Annotated in this window: 15 protein-coding genes and 1 pseudogene; 10 read left to right on the forward strand and 6 right to left on the reverse strand. The window is 59.5% G+C overall.

What is annotated here, in order from left to right; genetic code table 11:
- Nucleotides 1-45: 45 nt before the first annotated feature.
- The gene (locus LHAB_RS04155) at nt 46-549 is read right to left on the reverse strand and encodes a MarR family winged helix-turn-helix transcriptional regulator (RefSeq protein WP_090044112.1); all 504 of its coding nucleotides are present in this window, start codon (nt 547-549) and stop codon (nt 46-48) included.
- 141 nt (nt 550-690) lie between these two features.
- On the opposite strand from LHAB_RS04155, the gene recA reads away from it, so the two are divergent.
- Together recA and recX are read left to right on the forward strand one after the other, a co-directional pair.
- Entirely contained in the window at nt 691-1,728 is a 1,038-nt protein-coding gene (gene recA / locus LHAB_RS04160) for a recombinase RecA (RefSeq protein ID WP_090044113.1), read from the forward strand.
- Nucleotides 1,729-1,752: 24 nt separating this feature from the next.
- Nucleotides 1,753-2,211 (forward strand): recombination regulator RecX, encoded by a 459-nt coding sequence (gene recX / locus LHAB_RS04165; RefSeq protein WP_090044114.1) that lies wholly within the window; start codon nt 1,753-1,755, stop codon nt 2,209-2,211.
- Between the two features lie 134 nt (nt 2,212-2,345).
- On the opposite strand, the gene argC is transcribed toward recX, so the two are convergent.
- Nucleotides 2,346-3,269 carry an N-acetyl-gamma-glutamyl-phosphate reductase gene (argC, locus tag LHAB_RS04170; protein ID WP_090044115.1) on the reverse strand — a complete coding sequence of 308 codons (924 nt, stop codon included), beginning with the start codon at nt 3,267-3,269 and terminating at the stop codon, nt 2,346-2,348.
- A gap of 186 nt (nt 3,270-3,455) precedes the next feature.
- On the opposite strand from argC, the gene sucC reads away from it, so the two are divergent.
- From sucC to LHAB_RS04195, 5 genes are all read left to right on the forward strand, one after another.
- On the forward strand, nt 3,456-4,616 hold the full coding sequence (gene sucC / locus LHAB_RS04175; protein WP_090044116.1) for an ADP-forming succinate--CoA ligase subunit beta: 1,161 nt from the start codon (nt 3,456-3,458) through the stop codon (nt 4,614-4,616).
- A gap of 53 nt (nt 4,617-4,669) precedes the next feature.
- Nucleotides 4,670-5,566, forward strand: a complete 897-nt coding sequence (gene sucD / locus LHAB_RS04180) for a succinate--CoA ligase subunit alpha (RefSeq protein ID WP_090044117.1) — start codon at nt 4,670-4,672, stop codon at nt 5,564-5,566.
- Nucleotides 5,567-5,695: 129 nt separating this feature from the next.
- A complete protein-coding gene (locus LHAB_RS04185; protein ID WP_090047648.1) occupies nt 5,696-6,412 on the forward strand; it encodes a TerC family protein in 717 nt (238 codons plus the stop codon).
- A 65-nt stretch (nt 6,413-6,477) separates the two neighbouring features.
- Nucleotides 6,478-6,960: a pilin gene (locus tag LHAB_RS04190; RefSeq protein WP_090044118.1), complete on the forward strand. Its 483-nt coding sequence runs from the start codon at nt 6,478-6,480 to the stop codon at nt 6,958-6,960.
- Nucleotides 6,961-7,021: 61 nt separating this feature from the next.
- Entirely contained in the window at nt 7,022-8,500 is a 1,479-nt protein-coding gene (locus tag LHAB_RS04195; RefSeq protein WP_090044119.1) for a PglL family O-oligosaccharyltransferase, read from the forward strand.
- A 28-nt stretch (nt 8,501-8,528) separates the two neighbouring features.
- On the opposite strand, the pseudogene LHAB_RS04200 reads toward LHAB_RS04195, so the two are convergent.
- Nucleotides 8,529-8,669: pseudogene (locus LHAB_RS04200) on the reverse strand (cyclic pyranopterin monophosphate synthase MoaC); the annotation flags it as partial.
- A 424-nt stretch (nt 8,670-9,093) separates the two neighbouring features.
- Nucleotides 9,094-9,387 carry an NUDIX domain-containing protein gene (locus LHAB_RS14840; RefSeq protein WP_369814125.1) on the reverse strand — a complete coding sequence of 98 codons (294 nt, stop codon included), beginning with the start codon at nt 9,385-9,387 and terminating at the stop codon, nt 9,094-9,096.
- A 278-nt stretch (nt 9,388-9,665) separates the two neighbouring features.
- On the opposite strand from LHAB_RS14840, the gene LHAB_RS04210 reads away from it, so the two are divergent.
- Entirely contained in the window at nt 9,666-10,208 is a 543-nt protein-coding gene (locus LHAB_RS04210) for a DUF2939 domain-containing protein (protein WP_090044121.1), read from the forward strand.
- Between the two features lie 696 nt (nt 10,209-10,904).
- On the opposite strand, the gene moaC is transcribed toward LHAB_RS04210, so the two are convergent.
- The gene (moaC, locus tag LHAB_RS04220; protein ID WP_090044122.1) at nt 10,905-11,396 is read right to left on the reverse strand and encodes a cyclic pyranopterin monophosphate synthase MoaC; all 492 of its coding nucleotides are present in this window, start codon (nt 11,394-11,396) and stop codon (nt 10,905-10,907) included.
- A 121-nt stretch (nt 11,397-11,517) separates the two neighbouring features.
- Here moaC and LHAB_RS04225 point away from each other — a divergent pair, with 121 nt between their 5' ends.
- Both LHAB_RS04225 and LHAB_RS04230 read left to right on the forward strand, forming a co-directional pair.
- A complete protein-coding gene (locus LHAB_RS04225) occupies nt 11,518-13,014 on the forward strand; it encodes a M48 family metalloprotease (RefSeq protein ID WP_090047650.1) in 1,497 nt (498 codons plus the stop codon).
- Nucleotides 13,015-13,063: 49 nt separating this feature from the next.
- A complete protein-coding gene (locus tag LHAB_RS04230) occupies nt 13,064-13,531 on the forward strand; it encodes a DUF3717 domain-containing protein (RefSeq protein WP_090044123.1) in 468 nt (155 codons plus the stop codon).
- A gap of 56 nt (nt 13,532-13,587) precedes the next feature.
- On the opposite strand, the gene LHAB_RS04235 is transcribed toward LHAB_RS04230, so the two are convergent.
- Entirely contained in the window at nt 13,588-14,148 is a 561-nt protein-coding gene (locus LHAB_RS04235) for a YaeQ family protein (protein WP_090044124.1), read from the reverse strand.
- Nucleotides 14,149-14,155: the final 7 nt, after the last annotated feature.

Consider the following 14,155-nt stretch of genomic DNA (forward strand, 5'->3'; position numbering starts at 1 on the left):
CTAGTGTCAGCTGTGTCCGTTGCGGCCCGTTTTGGGGTCCTCACCTCAATGGGCATAGGCTTCCAAACCCAAAGCGACCACGGTGGCCACATCTTTGCCCACCGCTTCGCGAAATTCAGACTCGGCCTGCGCCACCGCGTCCTTGAAAGCGTGCAACCAAGCCAGCCCCACGGGCGTGAACACCACGCGCCGGGCCCGGGCATCCAACGGATCCGGCTCGCGCTGCACCAAGCCCCAAGCCATGCACTGGTCCACCAGATCGCCCATGGCTTGTTTGCTCATCCCCGCAGCGCGGGCCAGGTCGGTCAAACGCGAGCCTTCCAGCGCCAAATGCCGCGTGATGTGCACATGTGCGGCGCTGATCTGGTCACGCGAGGCCAGGTTGGCCAAGGCCAAGGGCACGCCTTCGTTGCCCGCCATCAGGTGCAGCACGCGCTCGTCAAAACGCCGCATCGCGTGGCCCAGCAAACGGCCCAAATGGGTTTGGCGCCAACGGTCATCCTGCAGCGCTGGGCTGCTCCAGGCGTTTGAAGCGGGGTGTTCTGACATGCCGGAATGATAAGGCAAACTGACCAAAAATAGTGTTTACAGCTTTATACAGCTCGTTTACAGTACTGTTCACGCATCCAGTAAACAGCGCATCCCTGCTGAACCCGGTGCCCCAAACCATTGATATTCAAGGAGATTCCCATGAGCGACGACAACAGCGAAAAGTCCAAAGCCCTGCAAGCCGCCCTGGCCCAGATTGAAAAACAATTCGGCAAAGGCACCATCATGCGATTGGGCGAAGGCGAAGTCATTGCCGACATCCAGGTCGTCTCAACCGGTTCTTTGGGCCTGGACATCGCCTTGGGCGTGGGCGGCCTGCCCCGTGGCCGCGTGATCGAAATCTACGGCCCGGAGTCTTCGGGCAAAACCACCCTGACCCTGCAAGTCATCTCCGAAATGCAGCGTCTGGGCGGCACCTGCGCCTTTGTGGACGCCGAGCACGCGCTCGATGTGCAATACGCCCAGAACCTGGGCGTGAACCTGCAAGAGCTGCTGGTCAGCCAGCCCGACACCGGCGAGCAGGCCCTGGAAATCGTGGACAGCCTGGTGCGCTCTGGCGCCGTGGATCTGGTCGTCATCGACTCGGTGGCGGCGCTCACCCCCAAAGCCGAGATCGAAGGCGACATGGGCGACAGCCTGCCCGGTCTGCAAGCGCGTTTGATGAGCCAGGCCCTGCGCAAGCTGACCGCCACCATCAAAAAGACCAACTGCACCGTCATCTTCATCAACCAGATCCGCATGAAGATCGGCGTGATGTTCGGCAGCCCCGAAACCACCACCGGCGGCAATGCGCTCAAGTTCTACGCCTCGGTGCGCCTCGACATCCGCCGCACCGGCACCATCAAAAAGGGCGACGACGCGATTGGCAACGAGACCAAGGTCAAAGTGGTCAAGAACAAAGTCGCGCCGCCGTTCAAGACCGCCGAATTCGACATCCTGTTTGGTGAGGGCATCAGCCGCGAAGGCGAAGTCATCGACATGGGCGTGACCGCCAAGATCGTCGACAAATCCGGCGCTTGGTACGCCTACCAGGGCGAAAAAATCGGCCAAGGCCGTGACAACGCCCGCGAATTCCTGCGCGAAAACCCGGCCTTGGCCCGCGAGATCGAGAACAAGGTGCGCGAATCGCTGGGCATCCGCTTGCTGGAATCGGCCATTGCCGAGCCCAAAGGCGAATAAACGGCCTTGGCGAAGAGACCCCGCTTGAACAAGCCCGGTTTTCAGCCCTCGCTCAAAGGCCGCGCCCTGCGGCTTTTGAGTCAGCGCGAGCACTCGCGCACCGAGCTCGAGCGCAAGCTGGCCCCGCACGAGGAGGTGCCCGGCGAGCTGGCCAAGGCGCTGGACGAGCTGCAAGCGCGCGACTTCATCAACGACGGGCGCGCTATCGATTCGGTGGTGCACCGCCGCTCAGGCAAATTGGGGGCGGCACGCGTCAAGCAAGAGCTGGCCGCAAAAGGCTTGACAGGGGATGCCGTGACAGCGGCCATGGAGGGCCTGCGTGAGACCGAATTCAGCCGCGCACTGGCTGTTTGGCGCAAGAAGTTTGACCGCCCCGCCACCGAACCGAACGAGCGGGCCAAACAGATCCGCTTTTTGATGACCCGCGGCTTCAACGCCGAGGTGGTGCGCAAAGTGGTGCAGGGCGAAGACGAGGACATCTGAGCTGCAAAAATACCAAGGGGGCTGGCTGGCCCTGAGGCCGAGTGCCCGGATCAACGGATCATCTGCATTCGCGGGCAGGAGCTCGCTCCCACAGGGAAAACGCCCAGAAGCCAAGAGCCCACTTGGCGGGTGAATTACAAACCCAGCATCAGTTGGATGTTTTGGACTGCCGCGCCGCTGGCCCCCTTGCCCAAGTTGTCCAGCCGGGCGATCACCACCGCATGGCGGGCTTCTTCGTTGGCGAAGACCCGGATTTCCAGCTGGTTCGTGTCGTTGAGCGCCGTGGCGTCCAGTTTGGCATCGGCGGTGGCGGGCAGCACACTGACCCAGCCGCCGGCTTCTTGGCTCGCAGCGTAATGCGCGCGCAAGGCTTGGTGCAGGTCGGCGCCCGTCGGCTTGCCCGGCAAAGCGTCCAGGTGCAGCGGCAGTTGCACCAGCATGCCTTGGCGGAAATTGCCCACAGCCGGGACAAACAAGGGCCGCGAGCTCAGCCCGGTGTAGCGCATGATTTCTGGAATGTGTTTGTGCTTGAGGCCCAAGGCATAGACCTCAAACAGGGGCGCCCGGCCTGCTTCGTAGTCTTCGATCATGCTGCGTCCGCCGCCTGAATACCCACTGACCGAGGGCAGGCACACCGGGAAATCTCTTGGCAGCAGGCCGGCGTCGATCAAAGGCCGCAAGATGGCAATCGCCCCCGTGGCATAGCACCCGGGATTGGCCACACGCTGGGCCTGGCGCACGGCCGCCAGCTGGTCCGCCGCCAACTCGGGAAAGCCAAACACCCAATCGGGGTGGCAGCGGTGCGCGGTCGAGGCGTCCACAATGCGCGGTTTTTGACCGGGCAAGCTGTCGATCATGGCCACCGATTCGATCGCGGCATCGTCGTGCAGGCACAGCACCACCAGATCGGCTTCGGCCATCAACTCGCGTTTGGCTTGCGGATCCTTGCGGCGGGCCGGGTCGATGCTCAGCACTTCGATCTGGGGCATCAGCGCCAAACGCTCGCGGATTTGCAAACCTGTGGTGCCGGCTTCGCCATCGATGAATATTTTGGCCATGGGTATGACTTTCTGAAGAATTCCGGGTCTCAACGTCATGTGAATGTAAGACGCAAGGCTCAGGATTGGTGCATTGCAGCATGATACAGTCGCGAGTTGCAGTGTCCAGAGCCTGCTGACGCGCCTGACGCTGATCGGGCAGCCTGGCAGACCGGTCGAATTACCACCCCTCTGAGAGAAGACCTCATGAAGATTCACGAGTACCAAGGCAAGGAAATCTTGCGTCAATTCGGTGTACCAGTCCCCCGCGGCATCCCGGCATTCACTGTTCAAGAGGCGGTTGAAGCCGCTCAAAAACTCGGCGGCCCGGTTTGGGTGGTCAAGGCCCAGATCCATGCCGGTGGCCGTGGCAAAGGCGGCGGCGTGAAGGTTGCAAAGACCATTGAAGACGTCAAGCGCATTTCTGGCGAGATCTTGGGCATGCAGCTCAAGACCCACCAAACCGGCCCGGAAGGCCAAAAAGTCCGTCGCCTCTATATTGAAGACGGCGCGGACATCCACAAAGAGTATTACGTGTCCGTGGTCACCGACCGCGCCACACAAAAAATCGCTTTCATCGCTTCGAGCGAAGGCGGCATGGACATCGAGGAAGTGGCCCACAGCACCCCCGAGAAAATCATCACCGAGTTCATCGATCCTTTGAGCGGTCTGGGCGATGCCCAAGCCAAAAAGATCTCTGATGCGATTGGCATGCCTGCTGACTCCACCGCCCAGGCCGTGGACATCTTCAAGAAGCTGTACCAGTGCTACATGGACACCGACGCGTCTTTGGTCGAAATCAACCCGCTGAACCGCGACAGCAAAGGCAACGTGATGGCACTGGACGCGAAGTTCAACTTCGATGCCAACGCTTTGTTCCGTCACCCCGAAATCGTGGCTTACCGCGATCTGGACGAAGAAGATCCGGCCGAAGTCGAAGCTTCCAAGTTTGACCTGGCCTATATCAGCCTGGACGGCAACATCGGTTGCTTGGTCAACGGCGCCGGCTTGGCCATGGCCACCATGGACACCATCAAGTTGTTCGGCGGCGAGCCTGCCAACTTCTTGGATGTGGGCGGCGGCGCAACGGCTGAGAAAGTCACCGAAGCCTTCAAGATCATGCTGGCCAACAAGAATGTCAAAGGCATTTTGGTCAACATCTTCGGCGGCATCATGAAGTGCGACACCATTGCCACCGGCGTGATCACGGCTTGCAAGGCCGTGAACCTGTCCGTGCCACTGGTGGTGCGCATGAAGGGCACCAACGACGAGCTGGGCAAGAAGATGCTGGCCGAGTCCGGCTTGCCCATCATCTCTGCCGACACCATGGCCGAAGCCGCGACAGCCATCGTCGCAGCCGTTAAGTAATGACTTTGCAGGACGGTGCCCAAGGCGCCGTCCGCAACTGATTAGGAACAAACATGTCGATCTACATCAACAAAGACACCAAAGTCATCACCCAAGGTATTACCGGCAAAACCGGTCAGTTCCACACTGAGAAGTGCCAGGAATACGCGAACGGCAAAAACTGCTTCGTCGCGGGTGTGAACCCCAAGAAGGCGGGCGAGTCCATCTTCAACATCCCAATTTACGCATCCGTCAAAGAAGCGGCCACCCAAACGGGCGCGACCGTGTCCGTGATCTATGTGCCTCCAGCAGGCGCAGCCGCTGCGATATGGGAAGCTGTCGAAGCCGACTTGGACTTGGCGATCTGCATCACCGAAGGCATTCCGGTCAAGGACATGCTCGAAGTGCGCAACAAGATGAAGGCCAAAGAAGCCAAAGGCGGCAAAAAGACACTGCTGCTCGGCCCCAACTGCCCCGGTCTCATCACCCCTGACGAAATCAAGATCGGCATCATGCCCGGTCACATCCACCGCAAAGGCCGCATCGGCGTGGTGTCCCGCTCGGGCACTTTGACCTATGAAGCCGTGGCCATGTTGACCGAAGTGGGCCTGGGCCAGTCCAGCGCCGTCGGTATCGGTGGCGACCCGATCAACGGTTTGAAGCACATCGACGTGATGAAGGCTTTCAACGACGATCCCGACACCGACGCCGTCATCATGATTGGCGAAATCGGCGGCCCAGACGAAGCCGAAGCTGCCATGTGGTGCAAGGCCAACATGAAAAAGCCTGTGGTCGGCTTCATCGCCGGCGTCACAGCCCCTCCCGGCAAGCGCATGGGTCACGCCGGTGCTTTGATCTCTGGCGGCGCCGACACGGCCGATGCCAAGCTGGCCATCATGGAAGAGTGCGGCTTCATCGTCACACGCAACCCGTCTGAACTGGGCAAATTGCTCAAGGCTCAGCTGAAGTAAACTGCCAGCCGCCTCCGTGCGGCTGTGGTTTGCCACAATACCGAAACCGGATGTCCTGCAGGACAATCCGGTTTTCCGTTTTTTGAACTCATGTTTCATTGGCCTTGTGCCTGTGACAAAAGGAACACCGTGGAAGAATTTCTGACCCCCGCATTCTGGTTCGCCGTCGGCCAGATCATCATGATCGACATCTTGTTGGGCGGTGACAACGCCGTGGTGATTGCACTGGCTTGCCGCCAATTGCCGGACCACCAACGCACCAAAGGCATCTTGTGGGGCACCGCCGGTGCCATCGTGCTGCGCGTGATCCTGATCTTTTTTGCGCTCACCTTGCTGGCCATCCCCTTCCTCAAGTTTGTGGGGGCAGTCTTGCTCATCTGGATCGGCGTGAAGCTGCTCACCCCCGATGAAGAAGACGACCACAGCAACATCCAGGGCAGCGACAAGCTCTGGGGCGCGGTCAAGACCGTGATCATTGCCGACCTGGTCATGAGCGTGGACAACGTGATCGCCATCGCCGGCGCTGCCCAGACTTCGGGCAACGCCGACCACCAAATGCCTTTGGTCATCTTCGGTTTGCTGGTGAGCATCCCGATCATCGTCTGGGGCAGCCAGTTGGTCCTCAAACTGATGGACCGCTTCCCAATGATCATCACCGCTGGCGGCATGCTGCTGGGCTGGATCGCGGGCACCATGATCCAAACAGATCCTGGCTTGGTGGCCTATTTGCCACAAGACAAGGTCTGGGGCTATGGCTTGGGCATTGCCGGTGCTTTGCTGGTGCTGGCCTTGGGCAAACTGATCATGGCCCGCCGGCCTGCAAGGGCTGAAGACGCCGCCTCGTGAGCTGAAAACAGGCCTTCGGTGGGTGAATCAATTACCATCGAGGGCCATTCACCAGGGGGAGAACCATGCCAAAAAACCAACAAGGTTTGACATTGATCGAGCTGATGATCGTGATCGCGGTCATCGGTATTTTGGGGGCGCTGGCTTTGCCGGCTTACCAGGACTACACCATCCGGGCCAAGGTGTCCGAAATGCTGCTGGCGGCCAATGGCTGCAAGACAGCGGTCAACGAAGCGGTCAGCTCAGCGTCGGACGCCAATGTGTCAGCCACTTTGCCCAAGGTCTGTGAAAGCCAGGCCAGCAAATACGTGGCCAGCGTGGCCGTCGATGCCCATGGCGTGATCACCGTGGTGGGCCGCCATGAGGCGCTGCGCGGCAGCACCAGCGCATCGGCCCATGCCATCGCTCTGACCCCGCTGCAAACCGGCGATACCCCCATCAACGGCAGCACCGATGGCGGCAAGACTATCTCCGGCTGGCGCTGTGGCCCGGCCAGCAGCAACGGCTTGCCGATCAAGTACCTGCCCGCTTCATGCAAAGCGTCCTGAACGTTTTTTGCACATCCCAACGCCCTGCTGAACCCAGGGCGTTTTTCATGGTGGCTGGCGCATGGGGTTGAATCTCGACGGCCATCACCCCGTCAGCGCGCCCACATGGGTCCCCAGACTGGCTTTGGGGGTGCTGCTGGTTTTGCCATGGCTCGCGCCTTGGTCCCCTTCGCCGCAACCGAACACGGTGCCCTTGCTGGTCAGCTGGGCCTGTATCGGCTTGCTCTTGTTGTGGGCCACGCGCATTCAGGCCTTGGACGTGGCCCGGGCATGGGCCATCGCAGCCCTGGTCAGCAGCGTCATGGGGCTGATCCAGTATTTTGGGACGGCCGAGGTCTTCAGCCCCTGGCTGCACGTCACCGCCTTGGGCGAAGCCAACGCCAACTTGCGCCAACGCAACCAACTGGCCACCTTGCTGGCCATCGGCATGCTGGCGGTGCTGTGGTGGCAAGTGCATGGGCTCCAAACCCGCCACGCGCTGTGGATGCTGACCCTGCTGGCCATTGGCAATGCCGCCACCACATCGCGCACCGGCTTGCTGCACATGCTGCTGGTCTGCGGCCTGGTCATGTTTTGGGCCTGGCGCAGTCGTTCACCCGTGCTCAGGCTGTCCCGTCCTCTGGCGTTTTGGACATTGGCGGTGTACCTGCTGGCCAATTGGGGGCTGCCCTGGTGCTTGAGCGTTTTGACCGGGCAAGACGTCATCGATGCCCTGACCCGGATGGGCCACAACGATGGCTGTGGCAGCCGACGCGTGTTGTGGGCCAATGTGATCGAACTGATCGGGCAAAAGCCTTGGACAGGCTGGGGCTGGGGTGAGCTCAAATACGCCCACTACATCACCGCGTACGAGGGCGGTCCAGACAAAAGATTCTGCGAGATTCTGGGCAATGCCCACAACTTGCCCTTGCACCTGGCGGTCACGTTGGGCCTGCCGATCACCGCCGCCTTGGGACTGGCTTTGCTCGCGACACTGGCCTGGGCACGGCCTTGGATGAGTGCATCGCCAACCCATCAATGGGCCTGGTCGGTGCTGGCGGTGATTGGCCTGCACAGCCTGCTGGAGTTTCCGCTGTGGTACGGCCCCTTCCAGATGGCCGTGCTGTTGTGCGCAGTGTTGTTGCTGATGCCGGCCTCCGGCTGGTCGGCCGGTTTATGGCGAGGCCTGCCACTGATCGGTGGCTTGCTTTTGGCACTCGTCTGCCTGGTGGGTGCGGACTATGCCCGTGCGCGGCAGATTTACATGCCCGCCTCGCAACGCTGGCCTGTGTGGCGTGACGACCCGCTGGGCGCCGCACGCAGCAGCTGGTTTTTCCAGCGATCGGCCACCTTTGCCGAGCTGACCCTGACCCGCGTGACCCCAGAAAACGCCCCATGGGTGCTGGCCACCAGCCTGGAGATGCTGCATTACTCGCCCGAGCCCCAAGTGGTCAGGCAGTTGATGCTGAGTGCGCACATGCTGGGCAGGCAGGACTTGGTGGCACTGCACTCGGCCAGGTGGCAAGCGGCCTTCCCGTCCGAACCGATGCCTGGGCATTGAAGGCGTCAGGGGCAGGCCGATGCGGTTTTCACTTGGCCGCCACAAAACTCCCCGACTTACCCCCATGCTTTTCCAGCAAGGTCACGCCGTTGATGGTCATGCCGCGGTCCACCGCTTTACACATGTCGTAGATGGTGAGCAGGGCGACTTGCACGGCAGTGAGGGAGTCATACAAATCAACAACTTACAGCACACGGCTTTCCATCGCTTGGCCTGATCCTGTGTGTTTAGTTGGACAAAATTTGGACAAGATTTCTTGCCCGATGCAAGTGTACGTTACGCGCTAAGTTTGTCTAGGCAGCTTCCAATGCCGATACTGGGTCGAATTTCACCAGCGGCCGACCCCACCGTACCCCCACCCCCTAAATCCTGAGCAGGGACTCCCGTCTGCCCTATGCACTGTGATTCGCGTAAACGATGCGACCAGCGTGCTTATCTACGAACGTTCTCATGACCACTTCCAACACCGGGAGATCAGGGAGTGCCCAGTCCAATGCTTGTAACTCAATTGGCTCAAACCAACCAGCTTCCTCATGGCTTGAGAGCGTGACCTCACGGTCCTTTGACGTGCACCAGTAGCACTCAAGCTGTATCTAGTACGTGTCGAGCGGTGTGGTGAATGTTCCGAGGGATGGCCCAACTTCTACCCTGATGCCAAGTTCCTCAAGGATTTCTCTTTGAAGTGCTTGTGGAGCCGATTCACCAGCCTCTACCCTTCCTCCGGGAAATTCCCACTTCAAAGCCGATCCGCCGCCGGCCGTCCTTTTCGCGGCAAAGATTTGATTACCATGCCATATGACTGCGGCGACAACCCATAGGTCTTCCTGAAAAGTCTTCCCTTTACGCTTTGAGGCACTCTGGAATAACAGATTTGGTAATTGGTGGATTGGACCTCCTGACCAACGTTCTTATTTTTTGAACGTCCGTTGCCATGATTGAACGTCACTACGGACATTTGAGACAAGAACATGCTGCATCGGCACTTGAAAAGCTAAAGTTGTGAGCTTGTGATGAGCCATTGAAATTTATCAATGTCTATACTTTCTTGCATTACATGGTCTTTATTGCCTAAGCGGTTAAAAAGATCGTTTCGGTTAACACCGGCTTCAAGCATCGTCTGCAAGTGCCACTGAATTTGTTCACAACAACAGCCTAATTGAATGATATGAAAAAAATAGTCTCATTTAGCTTTGCAGCATTAATTGCACTTGCCCTTGCAGTCGGAGCATATTGGTACTACTCACCATACCTCGTAATTAACAACATGGCTACCGCAGCCAAGATGAAAGATGCAGACAGGTTTAACGAAGGCGTTGATTACCCTCGTCTGCGAGAGAGTTTGAAGGGACAAATTTCTGCACAAATGGCAATGACTGTTGGCAAGCAATCTAGCACCCCGTTCGGGGCACTTGGTGCAATGCTCGGCATGGCTATGGTCAACCAGATAGTTGACTCATTTGTTCGACCAGAAATGGTCATGGAGATGATGAAAGACGGAAAGGTCAAGACCACCGGGTCCTCCTCTTCTGACTCTTCAGAGACAAAAGAAGTGAATTGGGTCATCGAACGTAAAGGAGTTGATCGCGTAATTGCGATGGCTCAAGACAACAGAAAATCTGACTCAAAAGCAGCGGTTGGATTCGTTTTTGAACGGTCAGGATTCGCGACTTGGAAGGTGACTGAACTTCGCATGGTATTCCCCAATTAATAGCCGGGGGGTACAACTTGTCAAACTTCTCTTATGAATTCAACCCCACAGGCATCGTCCAGCCCTAGGAATTGAAGAGCTTAAGCAATGACTTGTTCAGCGACAAAAAGAGGTCTAGGTGTTGATTGGTCAGCACCCGCGACCGTGCTTGCGGACTTTGTGGCTTACGGACCATCTGAACAGGGTTGGGCGCATTTATTCCCCATTCACGCCGAGCGTGATTGATGATGGCTGACAAATACGCCAGTTCCCGGATGACTGTTCCCGCACTGACCTCTTTAAGTCGCTCGTCTCGATATGCCGCAATACGGGCTACGCTCAGGTTCGCCATGCTCCACCGTGCAATTGGTTTGCGCATGATGGCTTTGAGCCGGATAGTGTCCTCCGTCGCACCCTTCATGGTCGGCGTAACCTCGGCCAAATACCGTGCTATCAGATCGCCCAAGGTATTCCGCTGGGCCTCACTGACAGTAACGAACTGCCCCTTGTCGATTTCTGACTCAAGCCCCCGCGCCCACTTCTCTGCGGCGGCCTTGGTTTCAAAAGTCTTGGTTTGATCGGGGTAACCGTTGCGCAGGATACGCGCCTGCCACTTGCCGCCACGCTGCCAAAAGAAGCCATTTCCTATTCCTCAGATGGACAGGACTTGGACAAACGACGGTTTTCCGTGCTCCTAAGCCGTTGATTTGTGAGCGCCTACTTGCCCGCCACGAAGCTCCCCGACTTACCCCCATGCTTTTCCAGCAAGGTCACGCCGTTGATGGTCATGCCGCGGTCCACCGCTTTGCACATGTCGTAGATGGTGAGCAGGGCGACTTGCACGGCGGTGAGGGCTTCCATCTCGACACCCGTTTGGCCGATGGTTTCGGCGGTAGCGGTGCAGACCACGGTGGATTCGGCGGGCAACACCTCAAACTCGACCGCCACCCGGGTCAGGCCGATCGGGTGGCACAGCGGAATCAGGTCACTGGTCTTTTTGGCCCCTTGAATGCCCGCGATTCGGGCAATGCCCAACACATCGCCTTTTTTGGCGGTGCCCGACGCGATCAGCGCCAGCGTGGCGGGCAGCATCTCGATGCGGCCGGTAGCGACCGCGATGCGGCGCGTGCTGGATTTACCGCCCACATCCACCATGTGGGCTTGGCCCTGGGCATCAAAATGGGTCAAGACATCGGTAGACTGGGTCATGGCTGTGTTGGTTGGAACGATTTACAAAAGCTTGACAAGAATGGCGCATCATACGGCCATCAACAGGTCTATTCACAGGACATCGATCACATTGAAACACCTCTTGCGTCCCTCCAAATTGATGCTGGTCTTGCTGCTGGGCACTCTGGGGTTGCAGCCGGGCTGGACCCAGACCAACGCATTGCCGTCCTTGGGCAACGGCGAGGGCATTTCCTTGGGGGCCGAGCGCAAACTGGGTGACCGCATTGCGCGGGAGTTGTACCGCGACCCGGATTATCTGGAAGACCCGGTTCTGGACGAATACATCCAACGCCTGTGGGCACCGCTGGTCAAGGCGGCCGCCGCCCGTGGTGAGCTGTCCAGCGACTTGCAAGAGCGATTTGCCTGGCGCATCTTGCTCGGCCGTGACCGATCGGTGAACGCTTTTGCCTTGCCCGGTGGTTACCTGGGGGTGCATTTGGGCCTGATCGCGGTGGTCACCTCCCATGACGAACTGGCTTCGGTGTTGGCGCACGAACTGAGCCACGTCACCCAGCGCCACATTGCCCGCTCGATCGACGAGCAAACCAAGATGACGCCCTGGGTGATCGGCTCCATGATTTTGGGCGCCATCGCGGCCAGCAAGAACCCCCAGGCTGCGCAAGGCCTGATCGTGGGTGGGCAAGCGGCCGCGATCCAGTCGCAATTGAGCTATTCACGCGACATGGAGCGTGAAGCCGACCGGGTGGGTTACGGCATCCTGGCCGACGCGGGGTATGACCCTCAAGGCTTTGTCGGCATGTTTGCCAAGCTGCAGCAGACCGCAGGGGTGAGCGACAGCGGGGCCTATCCCTATTTGCGCAGTCACCCCCTGACCACCGAGCGCATCGCCGACATGCAAGCCCGCTTGCAGCTCAACACCGCCAGCCCACGTGCAAGCGGCGACATGGTGCAGGCCATGCTGGCCGCTCGCGCCCGGGTGATGTCGCAAAACAGTGTGGAAGCCTTGAGGGCCTGGACCCAGGGCAGCCAGGCCCACTCGCCACCAGCCCATGCAGCGCAACAGGCGGGGGCTCTGTATGCGGCCACCTTGGCGCACCTGCAACTGCGGGACATGGCCGCTGCTGAGCGCAGCTGGCAGCAGCTGTCGCAATTGACGCCCGCCACGCCCGAGGCCAAACGGTTGGTGGTCTTGTTGCAGGCCGAGATGGCCGCCAAGCAAGAACGTTTTGCGGTGGCACTGCAAGTGCTCGAAAGCCTGGGCCAGGCCCCGTTGCCGCGCCCCGAGCTCATCGCCACCGCGCAAGCCCTGTTGCGCTTGCCACCCCATCCGGCACGCGCCAGCATCACCCAAAAACTGCGCGAACAAGTGACACAAGCGCCGCACGATGCGCAGGCCTGGAACACCTTGGCCAGCATGCTGGCCTTGCAGGGGCAGGCGCTGGCGTCGCTGCGGGCCGAAGGGGAAGCCCAAATGGCCCGGATGGATTGGACCGGGGCGGTCGACCGCTTTCGGGCTGCGCAAGACTGGGCCAAAAACAACCGGCTGCAAGCCGGTGACCACATCGAAGCCTCCATTGTGGACACCCGTTTGCGCCAGGCACAAGCACAAATACGGGACATGCAAGCCGAGCGTTGAGCCGATCAACCCGAAAGCGCTATGATCGCGCTCCTTTCTCACACACACCATGGCCGGAATCCACATCACCGACATCGAAGCGGCCATCAACCATTGGCGGCTCAAGAACCCCTCACCCGACGGGATCACCTTGCCACGTGAGTTGCGTGCATTGGCCGAGGTGTATGGCTTGATGGTTTATCACAGGCAAGACCTGGCCGACGAGTTCACCCTGCCTTTGGCGGCTGCAGAAGCTTGGCAAGACTGGTACGCCAGCACCCCCGACACGCCGTGCATCGCCATTTGCTCGACCAGCCAAGGCGATGAAACCTGCAAAGGCTGCGGCCGCAGCTTTGAGGAAGTGCAACATTGGACCGAGATGAGTTCAGGTGAAAAACGGGCCGTTTGGCGACGCATCACGGTCGATGGCACCTCCTGGCGCTTCAACCGTTATGCCGAGCGCGCCGCCGAAAATCGCCAATGGGCCAAAGCAGCGGCTGAGGCTCAAGCGAAGCTGGACCTGAAAACCGCGGATTGAGCCATGGGTCCCGGATCCTGTCCGGGATCAGATGCGTCACAACCCGTGGGTTGGCTTCACTTCCAGCGGATCAACTCGATGTGCACGCTGCCTTTGTCGCTGCTGAAGGTGACAGCGCCTTCCTGCACCGTGGCTTGCAACTGCATGCTGCGCTCGGCCAGTTGGGCCAATTCCTGTGAGCCCTCGGTGGGCACGCGCCAGACCTGCAGCTTTTCCAAGCGCGTCAGCTTGGTTTCGATGCCCCGCCACCAGACTTCGGCGGCATGGTTGAAGCAATACAGCAGCACTTCGTCGGCCTTTTGGCAGGCTTTCATGATGGGCTTGTCTTCGGGCTGACCGACCTCGATCCACAGGCGGGTTTGGCCCGTGAAGTCGCGCAAGCTGACGTCCGGGTCGTCCGGGTCCGACAAGCCCGCGCCAAACGCCAGCTTGCCATCGCCGTTGCACACCGCCTGCAGCTTGTAAGCATTGATGGCCAGCGCCAGCAGGCGGATCATCATGCGCTCGTCGGTTTCGCTGGGGTGACGCGCCAGCGTGAGCTGGTGGTCTTCGTAGTAGCTGTGATCGATGTCGGCGATCGACAGATTGGCTTTGTAGATGGTGGATTTGAGGGCCATGTGAACC

The sequence above is a fragment of the Limnohabitans sp. 2KL-27 genome, assembly GCF_001269345.1.
Lineage (GTDB): Bacteria > Pseudomonadota > Gammaproteobacteria > Burkholderiales > Burkholderiaceae_C > Limnohabitans_A.

What these genes read in the sequence shown, in the direction of transcription:
- LHAB_RS04155 (WP_090044112.1), bottom strand. Translation starts at nt 549, where the DNA reads ATGTCAGAACACCCCGCTTCAAACGCCTGGAGCAGCCCAGCGCTGCAG.
- recA (WP_090044113.1), top strand. Translation starts at nt 691, where the DNA reads ATGAGCGACGACAACAGCGAAAAGTCCAAAGCCCTGCAAGCCGCCCTG.
- argC (WP_090044115.1), bottom strand. Translation starts at nt 3,269, where the DNA reads ATGGCCAAAATATTCATCGATGGCGAAGCCGGCACCACAGGTTTGCAA.
- sucC (WP_090044116.1), top strand. Translation starts at nt 3,456, where the DNA reads ATGAAGATTCACGAGTACCAAGGCAAGGAAATCTTGCGTCAATTCGGT.
- sucD (WP_090044117.1), top strand. Translation starts at nt 4,670, where the DNA reads ATGTCGATCTACATCAACAAAGACACCAAAGTCATCACCCAAGGTATT.
- LHAB_RS04190 (WP_090044118.1), top strand. Translation starts at nt 6,478, where the DNA reads ATGCCAAAAAACCAACAAGGTTTGACATTGATCGAGCTGATGATCGTG.
- LHAB_RS04195 (WP_090044119.1), top strand. Translation starts at nt 7,022, where the DNA reads ATGGGGTTGAATCTCGACGGCCATCACCCCGTCAGCGCGCCCACATGG.
- LHAB_RS04210 (WP_090044121.1), top strand. Translation starts at nt 9,666, where the DNA reads ATGAAAAAAATAGTCTCATTTAGCTTTGCAGCATTAATTGCACTTGCC.
- moaC (WP_090044122.1), bottom strand. Translation starts at nt 11,396, where the DNA reads ATGACCCAGTCTACCGATGTCTTGACCCATTTTGATGCCCAGGGCCAA.
- LHAB_RS04225 (WP_090047650.1), top strand. Translation starts at nt 11,518, where the DNA reads ATGCTGGTCTTGCTGCTGGGCACTCTGGGGTTGCAGCCGGGCTGGACC.
- LHAB_RS04230 (WP_090044123.1), top strand. Translation starts at nt 13,064, where the DNA reads ATGGCCGGAATCCACATCACCGACATCGAAGCGGCCATCAACCATTGG.
- LHAB_RS04235 (WP_090044124.1), bottom strand. Translation starts at nt 14,148, where the DNA reads ATGGCCCTCAAATCCACCATCTACAAAGCCAATCTGTCGATCGCCGAC.